The sequence below is a fragment of the Tepidibacillus fermentans genome, assembly GCF_004342885.1.
GTDB classification, from domain to species: domain Bacteria; phylum Bacillota; class Bacilli; order Tepidibacillales; family Tepidibacillaceae; genus Tepidibacillus; species Tepidibacillus fermentans.
The window spans coordinates 52,889-77,239 of the sequence record NZ_SMAB01000006.1 but is presented as its reverse complement, the minus strand read 5'-3'; the positions used below and the strand labels follow the sequence as shown (position 1 = coordinate 77,239).

Genomic DNA, 24,351 nt, shown 5'->3' with positions numbered 1-24,351 from the left:
TCTTTTCTACTCTTCTTCGTTATGAATTCTGTACTTCCTTTCTTGGATATTCTGCGATAACAACAGTTCCTAAGCCACCCCGTGCATTCCATACCGCTTCAACCTTCATCCATTTTGGATCACATAACCGAACCAAATCTTCTAAAATCCGATTCGTAGCATGCTCTTGGTAGATTCCTACATTTCGATAAGATGTTAAATAATACTTTAGGGATTTCATCTCAATCAGTTTTTCATTAGGTATATAGGTGATTTTGATATCTGCAAAATCAGGTAAGCCAGACCAAGGGCAAACAGAAGTAAATTCAGTAGTTGGTATCGTTACTTCAATATCTTTACCAACATATTCATAAGGAATGGTTTCTAATATATCAACTAAGATTACACTTTCATCTTCAATATCAAAACGAATATTTTTGTACTTTTCATGATTAACTTCAACTTTTGCCATAGAATTCCCCTTCTTTCTTCCCCAGTATGTTTTCAAAGTTATTTTTTCGAAGAATGGTTTTTAAAACGAGAAGACCTAGCATTTGCATTAAAGATTTAAATAAAATTTGTCCTAAAATTGCCATAGGAATGAAATTCCAAGGTAATATCCCTGTTGTCAATGGAGATAGCCCAATAATTACAAAAATACTACTGTCCAAAAGTCCACCGACAATTCCCGACCAGAATACTTTATATTCTATTGCTACTTTTAGTCTTGTGTAAATTTCAGTATCCGTAGATTCAGAAATTAAAAAGGAAATTGCGGATGCAATCACAATCCATAATGTATCCCCTAAAAATCTAGAAGTGATCGCGGATAATATAAGTGCAAGAAGAATAATAAGATAAGTCTTTTTCCTCCCATAAATAAATTGAACTCGGTCACGAAGCATAAAGGTTAACCCAATCAAAAATGTCCCCATAGGAACTATAAATGGGCCAAAATGCATGGGCGCAAATTGCGCAGTAACAACATTAGCTAGAATAATTCCCGCAATGTACAATACAATACTCACTGTTTAGTTCTCCTTCCTATATTTTTCTTGTTGTTTAAAGGAAAACTAAAACAAATTAAAAAAGCCCTCACCAGGGCTAAATACTGGTGGTATTTTTTACGTTGGTTTTCCCCCAAACAACGAAGAATTTTATTTTACCAAATAATTATCTTATAATTATTTCAGAAAATCAAGTTCTCTTTTTCTTTCTTACAACAACCGAAAAATTTTGAACAATATTTTATGCAAGCGAAAGAAAAGACTCCTATAAATGGGAGGTCATCCTCATTCAACCCTAAGCGCCTAAGTAGGCCTTTTTCACATCTTCTGAAGCTCTCAAAACATTAGCAGCTCCTGATAGAACGATCTTGCCTGTTTCCAACACGTAAGCTCGATTAGCAATTTTCAAAGCTTGATTCGCATTTTGTTCGACTAATAAAACCGTTGTACCTGATTGATTAATCTCTTGAATAATGTTGAAAATCTCTTGAACAAGAATTGGGGCTAATCCCATCGATGGCTCATCGAGAAGAAGTAACTTAGGTCTTCCCATTAATGCTCTACCAATTGCTAACATTTGCTGTTCTCCGCCAGATAAAGTTCCTGCTTGTTGTCTTTTTCGTTCACGTAATCTTGGGAATCGGGAATAGATTTGTTCCATATCTTCCTTTACTTCCCGATCCTTACGCAAATATGCTCCAAGTTCGAGATTTTCCTCAACAGATAGATTCGCAAATACCCTTCTCCCTTCTGGACAATGTATCAATCCAGATTTTACGATTTCAGGAGCATGAATTCCAGTTATATCTTTACCTAAAAAAGTAATTGTACCTGTTTTCGGAGTTAATAGGCCTGATAAAGTTTTTAATAATGTCGTTTTCCCCGCACCATTTGCTCCGATCAGTGTAACAATCTCTCCCTCATTTACCTGAATGCTAACATCTTTTAATGCATGAATGGCACCATAATAAACGTTTACATTCTCTACCTTTAACATGGTTTACACCTCCTGTCCCAAATAAGCTTCAATCACTCTCGGATTTAATTGAATCTCAGCAGGTGTTCCTTGGGCAATGAGTTGACCTTGATCCAGTACATAAATTCGATCACACACGTTCATGACTAAAGACATATCATGTTCAATTAATAAAATGGTTAAATCGAATTCCTTCCGAATCCACCGAATTAATTGCATTAATTCTTGTGTTTCTTGGGGATTCATTCCCGCGGCTGGTTCATCAAGCAGAAGTAGTTTCGGACGAGTGGCCAATGCTCTAGCAATCTCTAAACGACGTTGTTCACCATATGGAAGATTCTTTGCCAATTCGTCTTTTTTGTGATCCAGTCGAAAAATCTTTAATAGTTCCATTCCTTGTTCGGTCATTTCTTGTTCTCCTTTAAAATGGGAAGGTAAACGAAAAATAGATGCGAAAATTGAATGTTTTGAACGTTGATGGTAAGCAATTTTCACATTATCCAAAACAGAAAGATTGCCAAATAAACGAATATTTTGGAAAGTCCGCGCTGCACCTTTTTGCGTGATCTTATATGGTTTTAGGCCGCCAATTGATTCTTGTTTAAAGAGAATTTGACCTTCTGAAGGTTCGTAGACTCCTGTAAGTAAATTGAAAAGTGTTGTTTTTCCTGCTCCATTTGGCCCGATTAATCCAATTAATTCACCTTGATAGATTTGTATGGATACATCGGATACTGCCTTTAGTCCACCAAACGAGCGACTCACTTGTTTCACATCAAGCAGAAGTGTGTTTGCCATATTGTTCTCCCCTCTTCTTTAACTGAAAAGAAAATTCACGAGTGCCCATTAAACCTTTTGGTCGAAAGATCATCATGAGTATTAATAGAAGAGAGTAGATGATCATTCGAATTTCAGGATAATCTTGCAGAAGGGTAAAAATCATCGTAAGGACAATAGCACCAATAATGGAACCCGATGTGCTACCTAACCCTCCTAAAACCACTATAACTAAAATTTCAAAAGATTTCATAAAGTTAAAACTGTTGGGGTTAATGATATAAAACATATGAGCAGATAACCCCCCAGCAATTCCAGCAAAGAAAGAACCGATCATAAATGCAATTACCTTATATTTGGTCGTATGAATCCCCATTGCTTCAGCCGCTATTTCATTTTCACGTATCGATATACACGCACGTCCATGGGTCGAATTGACAAAATTATTTACCACAAGAATTGTGATCATCATCCAGATAAACACCCATGTCCAATTCGTTAGAGCAGGAATTCCACTTAATCCAGAAGCTCCACCCACATATTCGGTATTTAGCCAGATAATTCGAATAATCTCACCAAACCCTAAAGTGGCGATTGCGAGATAATCTCCCTTTAAACGTAATGATGGGACACCAATCAGGAAACCAGCCATTGTGGCAGCAATCCCACCAACAAGAAGAGCTAAGGGAAAAGGTAGATTAAAATCAAGCGTCATGATGGCTGATAGATAGGCACCAATTGACATAAATCCAGCATGTCCAATCGAAAATTGCCCAGTAAATCCATTGATAAGATTTAACGATACGCCCAGAATAATGTTAATCGAAATTAAAATAATCGTTGAAATCCAAAAATCACTCAATATTCCCATGGAGATAAGGACTTGAATAACCAAATAAATAAATAAACTTATAAGGACACCTATAATAAAGTTTTTATTTTTTCTCATCATTATCACCTACACTTTCTCTCGTACATTCTTGCCAAATAGACCAGAAGGTTTAAAGATGAGAATGAGAATAAGAATCGCAAATGCAACACCATCACGCCAAAGCGAATAACCAATAGAGGATACAGTCGTCTCAATTATTCCAAGAAATAATCCCCCTATAAAGGCCCCTGGAATGATCCCAATTCCACCTAATACTGCTGCAACAAACGCCTTTAGCCCTGGGATAATCCCCATCAATGGATCAAAAGAATTGTAAGTCATTCCATAGATAACTCCTGCTGCAGCTGCAAGAGCAGACCCAATAGCAAATGTTGCTGAGATCGTCGTATTTACATTAATACCCATTAAGTGAGCGGCTTCCATATCAAAAGAAACAGCCCGCATCGCTTTTCCAATTTTCGTTTTATGAACAATGAGTTGTAAGAGTACCATGAGCAAAAAGGTTACTCCTAAAATCATAATCTGATTAGAATCCAATTGAATGGATCCAAATAGATGATATTGTTTTTTGGGAATAATTTCCGGAAACCCCTGTGCTTGAGGTCCAATGAAGAAAATTCCCCCATTTTCAAGAAGGAAAGAGACACCAATCGCGGTGATGAGAATAGAAATTCTTGATGCATTCCGTAAAGGCTTGTATGCAATTCTTTCAATGATTACGCCCAAAATTGCACTTACGATCATCGATAAGAGGATGGAAAAAATAAAAACCCATATCGGATCAAATCCTTGAACTTGAAACATTTTTGCCGACACTAATCCAACAAATGCTCCAACCATAAAAATATCACCATGAGCAAAATTAATTAATTTAATAATTCCATAAACCATCGTATATCCTAAAGCAATGAGAGCATAAATACTTCCTACTGAAATGCCATTGATCAGTTGCTGGGTGATATATTCCATTGATAGCACCTCACATTGAAGTAGATAGAATAAAATGCATAAAGAGGGAAATTGGTTTCACCAATTTCCCCTATTCTGACTTCTGACTTCCGAATTCTGACCTCCGATTTAAGGATTAACTTTTGTCTTGAACGATTGTTTACCATCTTTATATTCGATAATAACCGCTGATTTGATGGGATCATGGGTTTCATTATAGGATATTGTTCCAGATACTGTTTTAAAGTTTTTAATTTGAGCTAAAGCATCCTTAATCTTTGTGGGTTCAGCGCTTCCGGCATTCTTAATCGCTTCAGCAATTAACTGAACACTATCATAACCTAAAACAGCAAAACCATCTGGTACTTTGTTGTATTCTTTCTTAAAGTTTTCGACGAACTTTTGTACTTCAGGAGAAGTATCTTCTGAAGAATAATGATTGGAGAAGAAAGTATTGTTTAATGCTTCGTTTCCTGCAATCTCAAACATTTGAGGTGCATCCCAACCGTCACCACCTAAAAACGGTACGGTAATTCCCATTTCTCTACCCTGCTTAATAATCTTACCTACTTCTTCATAATATCCAGGAACATAAATAACATCTGGGTTTTTATCTTTAATTCGTGTTAATACCGCTTTAAAATCTGTATCTTTTTGTTGGTATGATTCTTTGGTTACAATTTGTCCTCCATTTTTCGTGAATTGTTCCTCAAAAGATTTAGCAAGTCCTTTTGAATAATCGCTTGAAGAATCGATATAGATCGCTGCAGTCTTGGCTTTTAAATCTTTCGCAGCAAAGTTCCCCATTACCGTACCTTGGAATGGATCGATAAAACATGTACGGAAAATATAGTCTTTTACTTTTCCTGTTCTTTCATCGACCGTTACCTTTGTCGCTGTTCCTGAAGGAGTAATGAGAGGAATTTTCTTTTCCATCGCTACTGTAGAAGCAGCCAAGGTGTTTCCAGATGTTGCTGCACCAATCACTGCAACGACTTTGTCATCAGAGATTAATTTTTGGATGGCACGTGTTGATTCTTCCGCTTTGGAAGCGTTGTCTGCAATCGCTAATTCAAGTTGTTTTCCTAATACCCCACCCTTTGCATTGATTTCTTTTACAGCCAATTTAGCACCGTCTAAAGCAGAAGAACCAAATGCGGCCACTCCACCAGACAATTCTAAATCAATACCAATTTTAATCGTTTTTGCCTCACTTGCACTGTTTCCTGATGTCTGTTTACTTCCACATCCCGTGATGATACTAGCAACCATTGCAAGAATAGCAAGGAAAACCATCCACCTCTTCATCAAAACGACTCCCCTTTCATTTTCTCTTTAAAGCATTAATGTCTGAATATTTTTAAGTCTCATACTACATGATTCAATGAAAACTTACACGTTCTATTTTCGTTCAACTATATTAAATATTTTTAAATATCATAAAATTGCTTTCATTATCTCGTTATATTCCACCTATTCAAAAATTTTTGACAAACACTTTAACCAGAATATCAATAAGTTTGTATATTTCAACACGCTCCGTTGTCCGTGTAGTGGAATAAAAAAAGTGAGGGCCATATTCACCCTCACTTTCCGTATCTACTTTCTATTATTTTTTTCTTCTTATTGTTCATATTATTCATCATCCGACTCATCTGATTCAATTGTTTTTGATTCAAATTCATACCCATTTGCCTAGCCATTTGTTGAATTTGTTTTTGATCCATTGCCATATTGGAGAATTGCTTTCTCAAATAAAATATCCCAATTGCGAAACCTGCCACTGCTCCAACAACAAAAGTAATAATTGGTATAACGATATTCATAAAAATTCTCCTTTATTTTTCAATGATTCCAATTTCTATATTAACCAAATTCAGTTTAAAGTAAAAGAGCTATTCAAAAATTTGTTCAATTCGTTTTCACGACCCATAACTTTTCTAATGAGTAAAGATTGCTTTTTTAGCATACCTTAGGTATGATATCATCGTAAAATTTTTTGAAGGTGAGGGAAATCGATGAAAGAAACAGATGAAAAAGTAATCATGGAAGAAATAGATAAAAAGAATGGTTTTGTATTGGTGCTTTTTTCCACCCCTTTTTGAGGAAAATGTGAGATCGCGGAGCGATTTCTCGAAGAAATTTTACCCCAATTACCTGAATTTCCGGTGTTTAAATGTAATGTTAACTTTTCACCTAATATTGTGGAAAAATATCAAGTATCTGCTGCACCATCCTTTAAACTTTTCGTCGATGGAGAAGTAGTTCAAACCCTATTTGGAATGCGCTCACCTGACGACCTTTATTACACCATCAAAAATTATGTAAAAAAAGAAGAAAATTACGAGGACGTGTGGGCAGCACTATTTGCAGAAGACGATCAAAAAATAGATAAGATTAAAAAAGACGAAGAAAAAAAGCAGGTTTGATCATACCTGCTATTTTTTGTTCTTCAAAAGATAAAAAAGGAAAACAAGATTTAAAAGAAATGTAAGTGGGTGACCAAATATCGCGTTGGCATACAGATTGATTTCCTTTAAATATTGCGGATAAAGAATGAACCCTAAAACAAAAAAAACAGAATCAAATAGTAGAAGAATGATCGTCTTTTTTCGATAAGCTTGAATATGTTCTTTCAATTGTGACGTATACGTGATCATAAATAAAGAAATCGTGATTCCAACGATTGCGAAAACAAAATGGATATCTACCCAAGTCGTATGGAAAAAATTGAGAAATAAGTACATAAAATTAGTCGCTAACCGTAGAAAACTCAAAATAAAATAAAGGGTGATTAAGATCTTCAATTTGATTACCCCTTTTAACTGTGATTCACCATTTCTATATCTATAGACGAGAAAAAACAACGAAAGGTTTCTTAAAAATTTCGTTTTCCATTAATATACCATTTTCTTCTTCCTTTTGGAAACTTGAATTTTTATTTCAAAAAAAACAGCTACTACCTCATCATTTCAATTTATGTTACACTATATTCATAGTGTTAATATTATTTAAGAGGTGATCCTATGAAATATCGTCAATTTGCAAATACTGACATCCAAATCTCTGAAATTGGATTTGGTGTTTGGACAGTTGCGACCAAATGGTGGGGTGTAACTGATGAAGAATACGGTAAAAGACTTTTGCGTTCCGCTTATGAGGACTATGGTATTAATTTTTTTGATACAGCTGATGTATACGGAAATGGACGCGGTGAAACGATTATTGCTGAAGCACTAAAAGATCAACGAAATAACATCTTTCTCTCAACAAAAGGCGGTTACGATATCTATACCCATCATGGGGTAAGAACTGGGCACTCTGAACTTCCCCAAGATTGGCGTCCTGAATCATTGCGGCGTTCACTAGAAGAAAGCTTAAAACGTTTACAAACAGATTATATCGATCTCTACCAATTACATAATGCAAGAATGAGTACCATTCAAAGTGATACCGTTTTGGAAACCCTAGAACGATTTAAAGAGGAAGGCAAAATCCGTTATTATGGTGTCGCTTTAGGTCCTGATATCGGTTGGGAAAAAGAAGGACTTGCTGCCATTGAAAAATATGATGTCGTACACATTATCAATAACATTCTCGAGCAAGATCCTGCAAGAGCATTCTTCCCACATGCAAAAAAACATCATAAATCGCTTATTGTTCGCGTTCCTCATGCTTCAGGATTATTAGATGGCACCTATGATCCCGATAAACATTTTGATAAGAATGACCATCGGAATCACCGTCCGATCGAGTGGATGAAAGCTGGACTTGAAGTAGTTCGAGAGTTAAAACCCTTATATGAAGGAACCGACCGTACAATTGGCCAGCTAGCCATTCTCTTTTCTTTAGCCCAACCAACAGTAAAATCCGTATTTCCGAACATTACGAATGAACAAAATTTAAAAGAGTTTGCTGAAGCTTCGGAAAAATCCCCTTTAACTCAAGAAGAAATGGACCGAATTAAGTCACTTTGGGTTAATGGTTATGCGAAAAAATTGGCTCAACCATTCTCCAATAGCGAAAACAAACCAGCTAAAATTGTAGAATAATAGATCAAAGCACCCTATTTCTTTTATGGGTGCTTTTTTTCCAAACTGTCATAAAATAGTTAAAATTGAATTCCACAAAGCAAACAAATTCAGGTCAATTTCAACTATACTTTTTAATAGAATTTCCTAGGAAAACTGCACTCTATCTTTATATCGATCTTTATATCGTTTTATGATTCGTATTTTTAAGGGGAGGATTTTATTTTATGGAACAGAAATTTTTTGTTTCTTGTCTATTGGTAAAAGATAGACAAATATTAATGCTACGTAAAGAAAAGGGTCGTCATTTAGGAACATGGCTTTTCCCAGGTGGGGAAATCAAAGACCAAGAGAGTGCTCTTGATACTGTGAAACGGGAAATCAAACAAGATATAGGTCTAACATTAAACCAAGTTGAGTTACGTGGTATTGTTTATTTTATGATGCAAGAATTTGAAAACGACCCCGTACTTGCCAAAACAATTCTTTACGTCTTTTATTCAGAAGATTTTACGGGTGAATTACATCCATCTAATAAAGGAACATTAGAATGGGTGCCGCTCAATGAGATTTGGAATCGAGAAATAGGAAGAAATGATGAACTTTTTATTCCCCCTATGCTTGAGAATAAGAAAGTAACGTTTGCAAAGTTCTATCACAATAAAGACAAAGAACGAGTACGTTATCAAATTGATCAAATATAAAAAATGGCCGGTAATACATAAAATTTTCGCCAAGAAGTTTACAAATAAAATAAAACTTTGTTAGTATAATGAAGTATAGAAGAATATAGGTTTTCCGAGCCTATTCATCTAAGGTTTTTGATTTAACTATGATGCGTAGGCCGATTAGGGTATAGAAGGAAACAACTATGCCTCCCTGTTGGAAAGGAAAACAGTTTAAAGCTTTTTCAGCCGCTACTCTTTCCTTTCGACAGAGTTTGCGGTTTTTTATTTTCAACCTAGACCATCATTAGGAGATGAAATAGTGAAGAAAACAAACTTTTTATTATTGATTTTGGGAATCCTGTTGATCAATACAGCCTGTACACATTCTCAACCAACTACGAATAAAAGCACATTAACAGTATCGATTGCAGCAAGTTTGACCGATGTAATGAATGAACTAAAAACAATCTTTGAAAAAGAACATCAAAATATTTCGATTCATTTTAATGTCGGTGGATCTGGAACGCTAGCTGGACAGATTGAACAAGGTGCACCTGTCGATATGTTTATCTCTGCGTCAGAAGAAAAAATGGATCGATTAGAGAAAAAAGGATTATTGCTAGAAAGATCGCGAAAAAATCTACTCTCGAATCAATTAGTTCTCATCATGGATCCAGATTTAAAATTAGCCAATACAAGCCTAAAAAGTTTAACTTCTCCCTTGATTCAGCATATCGTAATTGGTGATCCAGACAATGTTCCTGCAGGAAAATATGCAAAACAAGTGCTAGAGCATCTTAACCTTCTGGAAAAAGTTCAACCGAAACTCGTTTATACAAAGGATGTCCGTCAAGTCCTCTCTTATGTAGAAACAGGAAATGCCGAAGCTGGGATCGTTTATTTGAGTGATACTATGAAAGATGGAAAAAGGCTAACCGTTACTGAGATCGATCCAACATGGCATGATCCAATCGTTTACCCCATTGCGATCATCAAAGAGAGTAAATTTAAGAAAGAGGCCCAGTCATTTATCGATTTTCTTTCTAGTCAACAAGGGCAAATGATTATCAAAAAATATGGATTTATCCCATTTCAGTCTTAAAAGGAGTTACTATGTTTGATCAGACTTTCTTACAACCCTTTTTCTTATCTTTTAAAATTGCATCAATCGCTACTCTCATTGATTTTATAGTAGGCACGATAATGGCTAGAATTTTGTCCATTCGACAATTTCCAGGGAAATCAATTGTTGAGTCCATTATTTTACTCCCATTAATCCTTCCTCCCACAGTGGTAGGGTTTGGGTTACTTTGGCTTTTTGGCAAAAAGGGATTGATTGGGGAATTCTTAGATCAAGTCTTACATATTCAACTGGTTTTCACTTGGTGGGGAGCTGTTCTTGCAGCAATCGTTGTTGCCTTTCCGTTGATGTATCAGAGCGCTCAAGCGGCCTTTTATCGGGTAGACCCTAAATTGGAGCAAGCGGCGAAAATACTTGGTGCGTCCAATTGGAAAGTATTTTTAACCATTACCCTGCCATTAGCATGGCCAGGACTCTTAGCTGGAATAATTCTCACTTTTGCTAGAGCATTGGGAGAGTTTGGTGCAACACTCATGTTTGCAGGATTTATTCCGGGAAAAACAGAAACAATTCCACTAGCGATATATTTCGCTGTTGAACGCGGGGATATGAAGTTGGCTGGTTTGTGGGTAATCATCATGGTCTTGGTTGGCTTCAGTTCTGTGCTATGGCTGAATTGGTGGAGTAGAAAGAAAATGAATCTTAGTTAGGAGCGAGCAGTTTTGATTCAGTTTCATATTGTAAAAAATCTATCTCAATATCGATTAGATGTCCAGTATTCATTCGAAGACGAAATCCTTGTTCTCTTTGGTCCTTCTGGCTCAGGAAAAACTACGATTCTCAGTATCATTGCTGGATTAACGAAGCCAGACGAAGGAAAGATTCTCTTCAATCAGACAACCTTCTTTGATTCTGAAAAGAAAATTAACCTTCCCGTGCAACAACGGAAGATTGGTTGTGTATTTCAGGATTATGCCCTTTTTCCCCATATGACCGTAGAGCAAAATATCCTATACGGGGTTAAGCATCAACATTTGCCTCTAGATCAAAACGAATACGAACGGTTGACATCACAACTAAAGGTGAATCATTTATTACAACGTTATCCCGCAAATCTATCTGGAGGGGAAAAGCAAAGAGTTGCACTAGCTCGTGCTTTGATCACCTCTCCCAAACTCCTCTTACTCGATGAACCCTTTTCTGCTCTTGATTATGATACTAGGGTAGAATTCCGCCAAGAACTAAAACGACTTCATCAATTATGGCAAATTCCATTTATATTAGTCACTCATGATCGGGAAGAAGCTAGAATCTTAGGGGATATTATTCTCTATCTCTATCAAGGACAAATTATAAAAGAAGAGCGGATTTAAGCAAAGGAAGAAGACGAGAAAAAGTCTTCTTTCTTTACAATCAATAATTCAATCGTCTTGCCCAACTTATACTCCTTATACTTGATCAAATCTTGGTATTGTTCATTTAACGGTTTTGTGATGTAAGGTAACCTTTGTAATGAACGAATTGAACGCTGATTTTCTTTTTGCATGAAGAGTAAAATCGTTTCTAAATATAAACGTGTAAAAGCTTCACTCAAAACCCTCTCTTTGATCAGACGATTATACCCTTTCCCCCAATAATTCCTTCCAATCCAAGTTCCCATCTCCGCTCTTCTATTTTCTTGATCCATATTGATTAAGTAGATTTCACCGATTAACTTTTCCTCTTCATTCCAAACACAGCGATGGTAAGCTTCGCCAAGTATTTCTAACCATTCGATTTTTTGCAACCATTCCTCATAGTTTTGATAGGTGTTCAATACCATATCTAGATATTGGTGGACTTCTTGTTCCCGAAGCATTTCATACAATTCTTTTGCATCTTTCCATTCAAAGGGGCGTAATTCAATCATCTGTTTCTTCATTTCTTTCCTCTTCTTCACAGTTAATTATTAAAATAATACTTTTTTTTACGTTAGTACTAACCAACTTTTGGTAATTGAAGGTCCTCTCTAAGACTATTATAAATTTAATGTGGATATGTTGCATGAAAATGGCGTATATACCGCATGGATTCACCCGCTAATGCCCAAACCCATCCTTTATTACTTGCATATGTTGAATAAATAAGGAGGGATTTTATGGCTACGAAAATTACGATTGTCGCAGTAGGGGATATCTTAATGTGGCGAAAACAGATTGCATCAGCCAAAATTCCAGGAAAGAATCAGTATTCCTTTGGTTCGATGTTTCAAGAGGTGGCTCCCTTTTTACGTAATGCAGATTTAACAATCGGCAACCTTGAAACCACCCTTTCTGGAAGAGAAAAGATTTATCAAAGGCGAAATCCGAAAACAACATATCCGATGTTTAACTGCCCGGACGAATTAGCATTGACTTTAAAGAAGGTTGGCTTTCACGTTCTAACTACGGCCAACAATCACTGCATGGATCGAGGTGTGAATGGGCTGAAACGTACATTAAATGTACTTGATCAAAATCAACTTCTTCACACTGGCACATTTCGCAATCAAAAAGAAGCCGACACCCCTCTCGTTCTCAATTTAAAAGGGATTAAAATCGCAATCTTTGCCTATACCTATGGGACGAACTATATCGCAGTTCCTAAAAGTACCCCATGGCTTGTAAACCGGATTTACCTTAAGAAAATGCAAAACGATATTGCATCTATTCGTTCCCAAGTCGATCTAGTAATCGTGTCTTTGCATTTTGGCAGGGAATTTTACCGCTATCCCAATGAGAAACAAAAAAAAATTGTCGACTTTCTCTGGAGAAATGGAGCAGATATTATTCTTGGCTCACATCCCCACGTGATTCAACCGATGATAACCAAAAAAATAAAAAGGATCGATGGGATTGAAAAACGAGTTTTTGCCATCTATTCATTAGGAAATTTTATTTCTGATCGAATGTTTAATAATATTCATGCCGATAGTGGAATAATTTTGAAATTAGTCATTCATAAGGACTCTTCGGGTAGTACTTCAATTGAAGATATTTACTATATTCCTACATGGGTGCATAAAATACCGACAAAAGGAATCCCTAAATTCCGAGTATTGCCGATAAAAAAATTCCTTCAAAACCCAGATCGATGGTTAACGAAAAATGATTTAGATACTATGAAAATGGTTTGGAGTAATACGACGAGCCATTTAAAAGGAAAAGCCAGATAAGAATAAACAAAGTTCGTAAAATTTGATAAGTTGACGAAAAAATAGAGAGAATATGAATTCCCTCCATTTTTCATTGATAAATTTTTGTTGCACTATGTCCGCTTCTTGTAGTAATTGATTAAAAAATGAACTGTTTCATTCATTTTCATTCCATGAGATCCTTTGATCAATATGGTTGTGTTCGGTTTTATTTTGGTAATGAGATTTGCGTGCATTTTTCCTTTTTCTAAAAAAGTCATGATATGACTTCGTGGAAAACCAGCTTCAATTGCACCATCAGCAATATATTTCGCTTGTTTACCAAAAGTATAAAGATAATTGAAATGATGTTTCGCTAAAAATCTTCCTACATCTTTATGCGCCTTGACTGAATAATTCCCCATCTCTAACATCGTTCCTAGTACCGCTATTTTGTTCTTATTTCCAATATCTGAGGCAACCTTTATTGCAGCTTTCATCGCATGGGGATTAGCACTATACGTATCATCAATGATTTGAATTCCTTGAGGAAGAGTAAACACATTTAATCTTCTACGAGGTTTAGTATATCCTCTTAGTCCCCGTTTGATCAACTCAGCATCGAACCCTAGATGATCTGCAACTGCGATTGCGAATAACGCATTATAAATGTTATGAATACCAAAGGTTGGAATATAAAAACGATGCTTTTTTCCCTTTAAAGATACTTCAAATTCCATTCCACTTCGGACATACTTTACATTTTTAGCTTGGTAAGTTGCTTGCTGATTAATCCCAATCGTAATGATTTTCCCAGGAAACCTTTTTGTTTGAAGTAATTGCGAATTCTTGTCATCTGCATTTAAAATCAATGTCCCCGTTTGCTTCATATGTTGAATTAATTCTGATTTTGCCCTCGCAATCCCTTCAATTTTGCCATTAAAATTACCAATATGTGCAGACCCTACATTCGTGATAATCCCGATATTCGGCTGAATGATCTGACAATGCTTTCTTATTCCACCTGAATGTAACATTCCAAACTCTAAAACAACGGCTTGGTGGTAGGGGTGAATCATTTTCAGATATTTCAATGTATTTTTATAAGTATTGGCATTCCCTTTTGTTTTAAATATTTTCCATTTTTGTTGTAAGACCGATGCTGTCATTTCTTTGGTTGTCGTTTTTCCTGCACTCCCCGTAATTCCAACTACCGGAATATTTAAGATTAGAGGTTTTGCCAATTTCTTACCCCCTTCCAATGGTCGATGAACACAAATTACCTTTTTATAATCGTAAGGTATTTTATACTATGATGAACAAAGGAAACAGGTAAGCCCAAAAAACGTCTAAAAATGCAATAAAAAAGACGCCTCAAATGAAGCGTCCTTTAAAATATTGATTATGTCTAAGAAAGTTTCCACTCTTTCCAAATTTTACCTACCAATTCAGGGTTTGGCTTCAATGTAGGTTTGCCAGGAGTCCAACCTGCAGGTGTAACTTCTGTGTAGTTCGAATTACGAACATGTTGGAAAGCCTGTATTTGACGAAGTGCCTCATCTACACGACGTCCAACAGGAGGTGTAAGAACTTCCATTGCTTGGATCACACCATCTGGGTCGATGATGAAACGCCCACGCATATCAACGCCTTCACTTTCTTTAAATACGCCATACTTACGGCCAATCTCTCCATTGTCAGAAAGCATTGGGAATTGAACGCCACCATCAACCATTTTGGAGAGTTCTTCATCATTCCACATTTTATGGACGAACATACTATCCGTACTTACAGACAGAACTTGAACTCCAAGTGCATCAAACTCTGCTTTTTTAGCAGCAACTGCTGCCACTTCAGTCGCTCAGACATAGGTAAAGTCGCCTGGATAGAAGCAAAGCATGATCCATTTACCAGCATAATCGGATAGTTTTACTTCTGTAAATTTACCTTGATAATAAGCTTTTGCAGTAAAATCAGGAGCCTTTTGCCCAACTTGAACCATTTTATTTCCTCCCTCTTTGAGATTCCTCATATAAAATTTGTAGGTTCCCATTGCGTAGTTTATTAAACCTACATTTATTTTATACATTAATTTTAACTAAATCTTACCAAAGTAAGTTTTACTGATCAACTATTTTCTGCACTTTTGACATTTTTAACTATAATTATAAATTATACTTAAAAATTCTATCTAAACAAAAATGACGCTACTCCAAAAAGTATGGTCGTCATACTTGCTGCCACTAATGAAGGAACTAACTTATAGCGGGAATACTCGATAATCGGTAAGTCTAAAATCGTACACAATGTATTTGTATTATCACTTAATGGTGAAGCAAATGCCCCAAATGTTCCACTTGAGAAGACAGCTCCTACTGCTAATAGAATGTTAGTACCAGAGGTATGAGCCAATGTTACACCTAGAGGCATCAATAATCCCCACGTTCCCCATGATGAACCGATGAAATAGGAAATAATAGCTCCAATCAAGAACAAAGCAGGGGCAATTAAATAATGAGGAATCCAACTGCCAATATGCGCAATGATGAATTTCGAAAAACCTAATGCTTCAGAAACATCAGATACTCCCCAAATGAGTGCTAGTAAGATTATCACGGACATCAATTCGTTCCCCCCCTTAACAAAATGAGTCAAGAGGTCGTTGAACTTAAACTTCTGAAACAAGAAAAAAACAATCGTTAAGATAAGAGTAATAAATAATCCTTCCAACATAACACCCAGAGCATCACTTTGAATAAACGCATCAAAAAAACTTTTTGTTTTAAAATGTCCATCCCACCAACTTAAGAACAAGGTTAATGTTAAAACAGTCGCTAAGGGTAAAATTAAATTCCAAGGTTTAATCGGAGTTTCCTTTTCGTAAGCACGATAGCAGGCATCTAATGCTTCTTCTCCTTGATCAGCTTGAGGATTTTCCCCCGTATTTACCATCTTTGTTTCTTTTGAATGTTTAAAAAAGCTATAATAGATTCCAACTAAAATCATGACAATAGAGAAAAAATTAAAAGGAATGCTTTTTACATATACTGTGTAGGGTTTATCATGTATCCCAACTTTTTCTAAAGAAAGTTGAATCACAGAGACCATATAACCTACAAACGCCGTTGCTATGGGGATCAATGCTACAACAGGATTAGAAGTTGCTTCGATTGCAAAACCTAGTTCTTGCGATGATAATTTTAATCTTTGTTTTAATGCTTTCATGATCGGAGCAATCGTAACAATGCGAAAATCTGGATCACTAAATGTTCCAATCGTCGATAGCCATGTCAGCATAAAAGCAGAACGTTTCGTTTTTACTTTTTTACTAACGAGATGAACGAATCCTTTGATTCCGCCAGTTAACTTAATCATACTCACTAGTCCAGCAAACACATATAAAAAGATGATAATTCTTATATTATTCGTTTGGACCAAATTATGTACAAGATAATATAAAAATTTTCTTAACCCACCCAGTAGACTGGGGTCCATTAAATAACTTCCTGCAAGTAGCCCGACAAACAGTCCTGGAATCACTTGCTTTGTAAAAATAGAAATAGGAATAACTAGTAAGAATGGTACCAACGCTGTCCAAGATGACATATTTTCACATCCTTATCTTCCTCATTCTTCCTAATTAGTATGGCTATAAAGAATAAAGTCTATACCCTTTCTAAGACCTTTTACAATTCTTAGGCATTCATTCCATACCAAAAATACTAAAAAAATACATTATGTACCTCAACTGATCAGTATGGAAGACTATCGACGATATCCAAGAAAAGTACGATTTGATCCTCCAAAAATAGGAGCTTTTCCCTCTACAATCGCTTATACAGGCTCTACGAATTTCGTACCATGCCGTCCGCACACAAAAAGAACCTCTCTTCAATTAAGAGAGGTTCTAATCATGGTCTAATCGACAATTAAAACATATAATTCTTTTGGCCCATGTACTCCTGTCGTTAGTACCATCTCAATATCAGATGTTCTGCTTGGTCCGGAAATGAAGTTAATGAGGGAAGGGAGACGCCCTTTCTCATCAAAAGTTCTTTTGATCATTTGCAACGCTTGAGTTAACCGAGTGACGATCTTTTCTGAAGGTAAAATCGCAACATGAACTTCTGGAAGAAGGCTCACACTTCTCCCCTTGCCACCCTCATTATATAGGACAATTGTACCTGTTTCTGACAATCCTAATTCAGTCACCGTTATGCCCATCTGGCTTTTTTCGGCATATTGAGTAAGTGTTTCGAATCCTTTGGTTGTCTCCCACTTCATATACTCTATCTTATCTTTTAACGCTTCTTCAATTCCATATTGTTCTAACCTTGGATCATCCCAGATAATTACTTTTTTTGCTTGAATCTCATCAATAATATTTATAATCTCATTTGCTACATCAGCTAAAGAAATACGTCGAACTTTTCCGGCAATCGCTTCAAGATTTTTAATGAATTGCTGGATCAATCCCTCTTGATCCATTCCTTGGTAGAGATGATCCCATGGAAATTGATCATATTTGGGAGGTGAAACATTGGAACGACGTTCACGTCCCAATCGTTTAGAAATATGATTTAAGAAACTTTCTTGATCATGATTCAATGATTTGCTCATTCTTTACCAGCATCCTTTCCCTCTTTATTCCACCAATCCCTAAAGGTTTCTTTTGCTGGTTGCGGCATATCTTTGACATCAGTCCAATTACGTAAAACAGGCAGGGCCCTATTAAAGTAACCATCCTTTGTAACCGGCTTTGTTAAAGAGTGAGCTGCTTTAGTGGCTGTCTCATAAAGAGTTTGACTTCCAGCAACCATTCCAAACACTTTCATTGCCATCCGTTCACCAAAAGAAGACCGTTTACTATCTACATAATCTTTACGATGCTCAATCAGTAACTCAGCTAATGGAATTTTTACTGGGCAAACTTCTGAACAAGCATAGCATAACGTTGAAGCAAATGGTAACTCTTTATGATCTTCCTTATCACTTAATAATGGAGATAATACCGCACCGATCGGTCCAGGATAGACACTTCCATAAGCGTGCCCGCCAATATGACGATATACTGGACATACATTTAGACAAGCCCCGCAACGGATACACTTGAGAACTTCTTGATATTTTGTTCCCAAGATACCCGAACGTCCATTATCGACAACCACAATATGCAACTCTTCTGGACCATCAATATCTTGCGGCTGTTTTGGTCCCGTTATCGCTGTTACATAACTAGTGATTTTTTGGCCCGTCGCATGGCGTGGTAATAAAGAAAGAACAACATCTAAATCCTCCCATGTGGGTACGATACGCTCCATCCCCATGATCACGATATGTGTTCGTGGAAGAGTGGTACTCATCCGAGCATTTCCCTCGTTTGTAACAAGAACAAATGAACCCGATTCTGCAATGGCAAAGTTACAACCCGTAATTCCTACTTCTGCTTTAAAATACTCTTGTCGTAACGTCTTACGGGCAAATTCGGTAAGCTCATGCGGATCAGTAGGTAATTCCTTACCTGCTACTTTTGAGAATAATTCGGCCACTTGTTCTTTATTCTTATGAATCGCAGGTACGATAATATGGGAGGGGGTTTCATTTGCTAATTGAATAATATATTCCCCTAAATCCGTTTCTACCATTCGGATTCCTTCAGCTTCTAATGCCTTATTTAAATGCATCTCTTCCGAAACCATCGACTTTGATTTTACAATCGAATGGGTATCTTTTTCTTTCACTACTTTTTTAATGTAATCGATTGCATCTTTGTCTGTACTAGCAAAATAAATCTTTCCACCTAACTTGCGAACATTATTAGCAAATTGTTCTAAATAACTATCGAGATTTTCAATCGTGTGTCTACGAATCTGACTTGCTCTTTCTTTCCATTCCTCAAGATTTCCTAATTCATCTGCTCTTGCTTTTCTTCCGTCACGAAAGCGAGCTTGGGCTTTTTGTAACGATTGCTTGAGGAATTGATCCTTCTTAGCCTTATTTACACGTTCAACTAATCTTTGGTGGGTTTCTTTACTCATTTATTCGCCAACCCCCGTTCTAATATTTCTGCAATATGCATCATTGGTATTGGTTTTCCGTTATGTCGTAACCGTCCACCAATATTCATTAGACAAGCCAGATCTGTTCCAACTAAAATTTCAGCACCTGTCTCCTCTATATGTTCCGTTTTTTCCTGAACCATTTCCTCAGAGATTTCTGGATTCTTCACGGAGAAAGTACCACCAAAACCACAGCAATCTTCTGCATTTGGTAGTGGAACAAATTTTAGTCCTTTCACAGCACGTAACATTTGCTCTGGTTGATCGACAACTCCCATACCTCGACGTGTATGACAAGCAATATGAAGTGTGACAGTGGCATTTAATTCAGCACCCACGTCGGTAATACCTAATACATCGACAAAGAACTGGGAGAATTCATACACTTTCTCAGAGAGTGAAACCGCTTTCGGATACCATTCTGGATCTCCCTCAAATAATTCCACATAATGTTTTTTTAACATGGAACTACAGGAACCAGAGAGGCCAATGATGTATTCACTATGTTCAAAAGCACGAATCATTTGCTTGGCAGCTTGCTTTGCTTCTTCCATATAACCGCTATTATAAGCAGGCTGTCCACAGCACGTTTGACCTTGTGGAAAATCCACCCCTACCCCAAAACGACGTAATAGATTTACCGCCGCTTTTCCCGCATTGGGATAAAACATATCAGTAATACAAGTTGCAAAAAGAGAAACCTTCACTTTCCTCACACCCATTCACAAGATTATATGGTCATCTGATGACCTGTTTAATTAGAAACCTCATAAAAAATTTATGAGGTTAATCATAACGCTTTCATTACTACACTTTGATTTTAGTTCACATTTCTTTTTGATTCAATAGAACTATTTAAAAATTATGAAATGAATTTATTCGGCTTCATAGAACTCTTTTAGCAAATAATCTAATACTGATCGTCTAGTTAAGATTCCGATGAATTTCCGATCATGATTGACAATAGGCAAATACGGCCAATCCACAAGTAATTCGATTCCATAGCGTAATATGGTATCATCACTTAACATCGGGACATTTTGCTTCATCGCATCATGGACGAATTTACGACGAAAATCAAGATAATATGGGACTTTCTCCATCCTAGCGTATTCAAGGATTTCCGATTTACTGATAACCCCTTCTACTTCATCCGCCTCATTTAGAACAGGGACAGAAGACCAACCAGATTCCATCAATTTACTTAAAGCCTTTTCTAAATTCCATGTTGATCTTACAGTAATCACATTCTGAAAAGGTATAATAAGTGAACCAATCTCCTTAGACATAATTTGATCCCGAAATTGATCCAATTGTTGCATAACACATCTCTCCCTAATGAACAATTTTTGCTTCGCAAAATTTGTTCAGAAAGTCTGAAGTCAAAAGTTAGATTTGATAAAGCCGAACTTATTCATATGGAGTTTTAACTCCATATGAAAGCGTTTCCCAACATTTTAAATGTACCATAATTGGAATTATTGTCAATCATAGACAACCTCTTTTTATACATGAAACGATCTTTCCCATCGAACACTAGAAAAAACGAAAGGAGGCTTAAATAGATGGGAGAAGAAAAACATAAAACACCTCAGAAACTTCGAGTCAATGCAGATCAAAAAGGTCTTTATGAAGAAATGCAAATGGCAAAAGAAAATGCTGAACAGTTTCAACCGAATAAAAAAACGAGATAATGAACAAGATATACTTCAAAAAAGCAGACGACATTTTTCATATCGTCTGCTTTTTTTAAATACTGTACCACGGGTCTACATTTGCTTCTTCTTCATTCTCCAAAACATAAACACCACCAACCTCAACATGGCAAAACAAATCCTCGTTCAAGCCTGTTATCGAATAAAGCTTCATCTCTAAAATATCAAGGGTAAGTGCTGCATTATGGATACGTTCAATTCGTTGTTGTGAAATATTAAAATCTGGATGAATCGGCATTTGGTCAGACATTCTTAATATTTTCAATGTTAGATAATAACGAACATACTTTTTGGGATGAAACCGATCATCTAACTGTAGATCTTTCATTAAAATCATTTTTATTTTTGGAATGGCCTTTTTAAATTCGGATAAATTCCTGGTTGAAAATTGAACAAATATATCAATCGCTAATTTTTCTTCCATCCCCATCACTTTCCATTCATGAATTAAAGTTTATCATTTCAAAATAGAACTCGTCTTAATTATATAGAATAGACTCATTCGATTCTATAGTCTATGGTAGAGAGAAAAAGTTTAATGTCTTAAATGAAATGGGATCGTTGTAACGACCACGTTCTTTTTATGCAACAAAACGGTCCTCAAAACAACTGCTGTTTGGTTATGCAATAATGTATGCCACCATTTTCTTACAATAAATTGCGGTATTAATATCGTAATAAACATGTTATCACTTGACTTTTCCAAATTATCAATATATTTCATTAAAGGAGGAATCAATGTTCGATATGGTGAACGTAAAATGACTAGAGGAACATTTGGAATCCGAGAATTCCATTTTTCTCTCATTCGTGATGCTTGTTCATCATCAAACGCTACCGTAACCGCAACCACATCATCTGAAATACTTTTCGCATATGATACCGATTGAGCAACAACCTTACTTACCCCCGAAATAGGGATAATCACTTTCGATGTCATTTCACTGATTTGAATCGGTTGCTCCAGTCGTAGCTCATTGGAAACATCATTATAATGATCTTTGATGCGATAAAAAATTAAGACAACAATAGGTATGGCTAAAGTAACCATCCAAGCACCTTCAGTAAACTTGGCAACAATTGTCACGATGGTCACAATTCCTGTAAATAAGGTCCCAATACCATTGACCATCGTCTTAGATAACCATTTATTTCCTTTTTCTTGTATAAACGACTTGACCATTCCAGCCTGAGCAATCGTGAAAGATAAAAATACTCCTACTGCATAGAGAGGAATCAAAGCATGACTATCACCATGGAAGGCAATAATCAATATGATTGCCATCACACTTAATAAAATAATCCCATTTGAGAACACAAGACGGTCTCCTCGTGCTGTTAAGTTTCTTGGTAAGAACCCATCCTTCGCAATAATGGAAGTGAGTTGGGGGAAACCGGCAAAACTTGTATTCGCTGCAAGGAAAAGGATGAACATCGTTACAATTTGTATGAAATAATAGAGTATTCCTCTTCCAAAAATATGTTCTGCAATTTGGGAAACAACAGTTTCATGCTCTTTCGGTGTAATTCCATATCCATAAGCAAGAATCGTAATCCCAAAAAACATTGTTGCTAAAATGACTGACATCCAAATCATTGTTTTCGCTGCGTTTTTGGGAGATGGTGACCGAAAGGCGGGAACTCCATTACTAATTGCTTCTACTCCTGTCATTGCCGAACATCCCGAAGCAAATGCTCGTAAAAAAAGTAATAAAATCGCCCCACTACCTATTAGAGAATTCCCATGATGAATTGCTGTTTGCGGATAACCGTGCCATCCATCATGCCAGAGTTGATATCCCCCAAATAAAATCATCAGCAATACTGAACCAATAAATAAATAAGTTGGATAAGCAAATACGGTGGCTGATTCACGAATTCCTCTCAAGTTGAGAACCATAAGGATCACTACAAGTAAAACAGATAATAGAACTCTCCAAGGAATAAAAAATGGAAAAGCAGAAGTGATTGCCGCCACCCCTGAAGTCACGCTTACTGCGACAGTCAAAATATAGTCAATCATCAATGCTGCCCCAGCAATTAAGCTATAATTAATGTTTAAATGTTCTTTTGCTACAAGATACGCTCCACCACCTGAAGGAAAAGTAAAAATAATCTGGCGATAGGAAATCGTAATAATTAACAGTAAAAATAAAATGATCAGCGAGATCGGTAAGGAATAAGCAAATGCTCCTGTTCCAATCAAAGCCAATACGAGTAAAATCTCCTCAGTTGCATAGGCTACTGAAGATAAGGCATCCGATGAAAAAACCGCTAATGCCTTCCATTTGGGTAATTTTTCATGAGATAGTTGTTTTGTCCGTAATGGTGAACCTATAAGCAACCTTTTTAATTGATTTGTCGACATAGAATCCTCATTCCTGCCTTTTTTTGAAAATTAAAGTCCATAAAAGAAAAAACACGAGAATGGTTTTCTCGTGGTATCAGTTTAACGTCTACACGATAAACACCTCTCTATATCGCTTACGAGGTTAGCTGACGGATTCGGACGTAGAGAAGGAACGCCCTACCTATGAATCATTCATAGGATTCACCCCAGATACGATGGTTCCCCCGCTCCATAAAGGATTAAGCAGTTAATAACATTCTTAAGTTGTATGAGATGTATCATACTCCTCATCTATCCTTTTGTAAAATAGAAACGTTTTTTAAAAGTAGCCTAATTTACCTTGTATTTGGCATGAAAATTGATAATATATTCGCTTTTCGCTTGAAATATCATCATTTCACTTGTTATCAATCATCTTTATATCTTTGTTCTTTCCACGGATCACCATACATATTGTATCCTGCTCGTTCCCAAAAACCCGGTTTATCCTCTTTCATGAGCTCGATTCCTCTCACCCATTTTGCGCTTTTCCAGAAATAGAGGTGTGGAATCACTAAACGTAAAGGCCAACCATGATTGTCAAAGGCTCACCGTTATGATAGGTTGCAAATAAGTTCTCACTTCTCATGAAGTTTTTGATTGGAAGATTGGTAATCAAAAAGATAGGTTTATATATTCCATAGCAGTTCCGTTGTCTGTGTATTTCTTTTGAATAAA

General features: G+C 36.3%; 27 protein-coding genes, 1 pseudogene and 2 riboswitches. Of the genes and pseudogenes, 8 read left to right on the top strand and 20 right to left on the bottom strand.

Going from position 1 to position 24,351, the window contains the following annotated elements:
- Window positions 1-19: 19 nt before the first annotated feature.
- From queF to EDD72_RS05560, 8 genes are all read right to left on the bottom strand, one after another.
- Window positions 20-451, bottom strand: a complete 432-nt coding sequence (gene queF / locus EDD72_RS05595; protein ID WP_132768127.1) for a preQ(1) synthase — start codon at window positions 449-451, stop codon at window positions 20-22.
- Window positions 438-1,007: a VUT family protein gene (locus EDD72_RS05590; RefSeq protein WP_132768125.1), complete on the bottom strand. Its 570-nt coding sequence runs from the start codon at window positions 1,005-1,007 to the stop codon at window positions 438-440. The genes queF and EDD72_RS05590 overlap by 14 nt, the downstream gene beginning before the upstream one ends.
- A 274-nt stretch (window positions 1,008-1,281) precedes the next feature.
- Window positions 1,282-1,983: an ABC transporter ATP-binding protein gene (locus EDD72_RS05585; RefSeq protein WP_132768123.1), complete on the bottom strand. Its 702-nt coding sequence runs from the start codon at window positions 1,981-1,983 to the stop codon at window positions 1,282-1,284.
- A 3-nt stretch (window positions 1,984-1,986) separates the two neighbouring features.
- Window positions 1,987-2,760, bottom strand: coding sequence for an ABC transporter ATP-binding protein (locus tag EDD72_RS05580; RefSeq protein WP_132768121.1), 774 nt, complete (start codon window positions 2,758-2,760; stop codon window positions 1,987-1,989).
- Window positions 2,738-3,691 carry a branched-chain amino acid ABC transporter permease gene (locus EDD72_RS05575; protein WP_132768248.1) on the bottom strand — a complete coding sequence of 318 codons (954 nt, stop codon included), beginning with the start codon at window positions 3,689-3,691 and terminating at the stop codon, window positions 2,738-2,740. Before EDD72_RS05575 ends, EDD72_RS05580 begins: the two co-directional genes overlap by 23 nt.
- A gap of 6 nt (window positions 3,692-3,697) precedes the next feature.
- On the bottom strand, window positions 3,698-4,600 hold the full coding sequence (locus EDD72_RS05570) for a branched-chain amino acid ABC transporter permease (RefSeq protein WP_132768119.1): 903 nt from the start codon (window positions 4,598-4,600) through the stop codon (window positions 3,698-3,700).
- Between the two features lie 108 nt (window positions 4,601-4,708).
- Window positions 4,709-5,887, bottom strand: a complete 1,179-nt coding sequence (locus EDD72_RS05565) for an ABC transporter substrate-binding protein (RefSeq protein WP_132768117.1) — start codon at window positions 5,885-5,887, stop codon at window positions 4,709-4,711.
- Between the two features lie 278 nt (window positions 5,888-6,165).
- Window positions 6,166-6,405, bottom strand: coding sequence for a YneF family protein (locus tag EDD72_RS05560; protein ID WP_132768115.1), 240 nt, complete (start codon window positions 6,403-6,405; stop codon window positions 6,166-6,168).
- A gap of 291 nt (window positions 6,406-6,696) precedes the next feature.
- Between EDD72_RS05560 and EDD72_RS05555 the strand changes: the two genes are divergently transcribed.
- Window positions 6,697-7,008, top strand: a complete 312-nt coding sequence (locus EDD72_RS05555; RefSeq protein WP_132768112.1) for a thioredoxin family protein — start codon at window positions 6,697-6,699, stop codon at window positions 7,006-7,008.
- A 9-nt stretch (window positions 7,009-7,017) separates the two neighbouring features.
- On the opposite strand, the gene EDD72_RS05550 is transcribed toward EDD72_RS05555, so the two are convergent.
- On the bottom strand, window positions 7,018-7,386 hold the full coding sequence (locus tag EDD72_RS05550) for a hypothetical protein (protein ID WP_132768109.1): 369 nt from the start codon (window positions 7,384-7,386) through the stop codon (window positions 7,018-7,020).
- Window positions 7,387-7,605: 219 nt separating this feature from the next.
- On the opposite strand from EDD72_RS05550, the gene EDD72_RS05545 reads away from it, so the two are divergent.
- From EDD72_RS05545 to EDD72_RS05525, 5 genes are all read left to right on the top strand, one after another.
- The gene (locus EDD72_RS05545) at window positions 7,606-8,631 is read left to right on the top strand and encodes an aldo/keto reductase (RefSeq protein ID WP_132768106.1); all 1,026 of its coding nucleotides are present in this window, start codon (window positions 7,606-7,608) and stop codon (window positions 8,629-8,631) included.
- Between the two features lie 206 nt (window positions 8,632-8,837).
- Entirely contained in the window at window positions 8,838-9,314 is a 477-nt protein-coding gene (locus EDD72_RS05540; RefSeq protein ID WP_132768104.1) for an NUDIX domain-containing protein, read from the top strand.
- Window positions 9,315-9,394: 80 nt separating this feature from the next.
- Window positions 9,395-9,519: riboswitch (molybdenum cofactor riboswitch) on the top strand.
- Window positions 9,520-9,597: 78 nt separating this feature from the next.
- Window positions 9,598-10,380 carry a molybdate ABC transporter substrate-binding protein gene (gene modA, locus EDD72_RS05535; RefSeq protein ID WP_132768102.1) on the top strand — a complete coding sequence of 261 codons (783 nt, stop codon included), beginning with the start codon at window positions 9,598-9,600 and terminating at the stop codon, window positions 10,378-10,380.
- 11 nt (window positions 10,381-10,391) lie between these two features.
- Window positions 10,392-11,069, top strand: a complete 678-nt coding sequence (gene modB, locus EDD72_RS05530; protein WP_132768100.1) for a molybdate ABC transporter permease subunit — start codon at window positions 10,392-10,394, stop codon at window positions 11,067-11,069.
- Window positions 11,070-11,081: 12 nt separating this feature from the next.
- Window positions 11,082-11,732, top strand: a complete 651-nt coding sequence (locus tag EDD72_RS05525) for an ATP-binding cassette domain-containing protein (RefSeq protein WP_132768098.1) — start codon at window positions 11,082-11,084, stop codon at window positions 11,730-11,732.
- Here the strand turns inward: EDD72_RS05525 and EDD72_RS05520 are convergent.
- Window positions 11,729-12,280 carry a GNAT family N-acetyltransferase gene (locus EDD72_RS05520; protein WP_132768096.1) on the bottom strand — a complete coding sequence of 184 codons (552 nt, stop codon included), beginning with the start codon at window positions 12,278-12,280 and terminating at the stop codon, window positions 11,729-11,731. The two genes, EDD72_RS05525 and EDD72_RS05520, sit on opposite strands and share 4 nt — an antisense overlap.
- Before the next feature lie 216 nt (window positions 12,281-12,496).
- On the opposite strand from EDD72_RS05520, the gene EDD72_RS05515 reads away from it, so the two are divergent.
- Window positions 12,497-13,552: a CapA family protein gene (locus EDD72_RS05515; RefSeq protein WP_132768094.1), complete on the top strand. Its 1,056-nt coding sequence runs from the start codon at window positions 12,497-12,499 to the stop codon at window positions 13,550-13,552.
- Between the two features lie 92 nt (window positions 13,553-13,644).
- Here the strand turns inward: EDD72_RS05515 and EDD72_RS05510 are convergent, their stop codons facing one another.
- The 7 genes from EDD72_RS05510 to EDD72_RS05475 form a co-directional block, all read right to left on the bottom strand.
- Window positions 13,645-14,790, bottom strand: a complete 1,146-nt coding sequence (locus EDD72_RS05510; protein ID WP_132768092.1) for a UDP-N-acetylmuramoyl-tripeptide--D-alanyl-D-alanine ligase — start codon at window positions 14,788-14,790, stop codon at window positions 13,645-13,647.
- A gap of 128 nt (window positions 14,791-14,918) precedes the next feature.
- Window positions 14,919-15,512, bottom strand: a complete 594-nt coding sequence (prxU, locus tag EDD72_RS12825; RefSeq protein WP_243643781.1) for a thioredoxin-dependent peroxiredoxin — start codon at window positions 15,510-15,512, stop codon at window positions 14,919-14,921.
- Between the two features lie 185 nt (window positions 15,513-15,697).
- Window positions 15,698-17,116 (bottom strand): Na+/H+ antiporter NhaC family protein, encoded by a 1,419-nt coding sequence (locus EDD72_RS05495; protein WP_132768085.1) that lies wholly within the window; start codon window positions 17,114-17,116, stop codon window positions 15,698-15,700.
- Between the two features lie 312 nt (window positions 17,117-17,428).
- Complete coding sequence (locus EDD72_RS05490) at window positions 17,429-18,130, bottom strand: LutC/YkgG family protein (protein WP_132768083.1); 702 nt, start codon at window positions 18,128-18,130, stop codon at window positions 17,429-17,431.
- Window positions 18,127-19,548, bottom strand: a complete 1,422-nt coding sequence (locus EDD72_RS05485) for a LutB/LldF family L-lactate oxidation iron-sulfur protein (RefSeq protein WP_132768081.1) — start codon at window positions 19,546-19,548, stop codon at window positions 18,127-18,129. Before EDD72_RS05485 ends, EDD72_RS05490 begins: the two co-directional genes overlap by 4 nt.
- Window positions 19,545-20,276 (bottom strand): (Fe-S)-binding protein, encoded by a 732-nt coding sequence (locus tag EDD72_RS05480; protein ID WP_132768079.1) that lies wholly within the window; start codon window positions 20,274-20,276, stop codon window positions 19,545-19,547. Before EDD72_RS05480 ends, EDD72_RS05485 begins: the two co-directional genes overlap by 4 nt.
- Before the next feature lie 168 nt (window positions 20,277-20,444).
- Window positions 20,445-20,891, bottom strand: a complete 447-nt coding sequence (locus EDD72_RS05475) for a CBS domain-containing protein (protein ID WP_132768077.1) — start codon at window positions 20,889-20,891, stop codon at window positions 20,445-20,447.
- A gap of 243 nt (window positions 20,892-21,134) precedes the next feature.
- Here EDD72_RS05475 and EDD72_RS12935 point away from each other — a divergent pair, with 243 nt between their 5' ends.
- Window positions 21,135-21,263, top strand: a complete 129-nt coding sequence (locus tag EDD72_RS12935; RefSeq protein ID WP_279388090.1) for a hypothetical protein — start codon at window positions 21,135-21,137, stop codon at window positions 21,261-21,263.
- Between the two features lie 55 nt (window positions 21,264-21,318).
- On the opposite strand, the gene EDD72_RS05470 is transcribed toward EDD72_RS12935, so the two are convergent.
- From EDD72_RS05470 to EDD72_RS05460, 3 genes and pseudogenes are all read right to left on the bottom strand, one after another.
- Complete coding sequence (locus EDD72_RS05470) at window positions 21,319-21,714, bottom strand: hypothetical protein (protein WP_132768075.1); 396 nt, start codon at window positions 21,712-21,714, stop codon at window positions 21,319-21,321.
- A gap of 105 nt (window positions 21,715-21,819) precedes the next feature.
- A complete protein-coding gene (locus tag EDD72_RS05465; protein ID WP_132768073.1) occupies window positions 21,820-23,652 on the bottom strand; it encodes an APC family permease in 1,833 nt (610 codons plus the stop codon).
- Between the two features lie 98 nt (window positions 23,653-23,750).
- Window positions 23,751-23,890: riboswitch (cyclic di-AMP (ydaO/yuaA leader) on the bottom strand.
- Between the two features lie 151 nt (window positions 23,891-24,041).
- Window positions 24,042-24,283, bottom strand: a pseudogene (locus EDD72_RS05460) (molybdopterin-dependent oxidoreductase); the annotation flags it as partial.
- Window positions 24,284-24,351 lie beyond the last annotated feature (68 nt).